The following is a 244-nucleotide window of genomic DNA, read 5'->3' on the forward strand; positions in this document are numbered from 1 at the left end:
GTAAGCCATTTGGCCAAAAAAGACGGGATCGAGCGCACCCGCAAGGTGCCGAGGATTTCTCCGGCATCCAGGCGCAACAATTCGGCCTCGATGCTGCCGTAGGCTTCTGCCACTGTCTGGGCCAGGCGTTGCCCTTCGGCGCTCAGCTCCACACCGCGTGCCCGACGCAGGAACAGCCGGTAACCCAGGCGTTCTTCCAGCTGGCGCATCTGCTGGCTGACAGCACCTGGGGTGATGTGCAGCT

At 63.1% G+C, this 244-nt stretch carries 1 protein-coding gene; it reads right to left on the reverse strand.

Features of this window, described 5'->3' with window-relative positions; all coding sequences use genetic code 11:
- Positions 1–244: LysR family transcriptional regulator (locus tag SB765_RS32840; RefSeq protein WP_410932921.1), on the reverse strand; the 244-nt coding region annotated here is incomplete at both ends.

Origin of the sequence: Pseudomonas sp. SIMBA_067, from assembly GCF_046534675.1 — a bacterium.
In the GTDB taxonomy this organism is placed as follows: domain Bacteria; phylum Pseudomonadota; class Gammaproteobacteria; order Pseudomonadales; family Pseudomonadaceae; genus Aquipseudomonas; species Aquipseudomonas putida.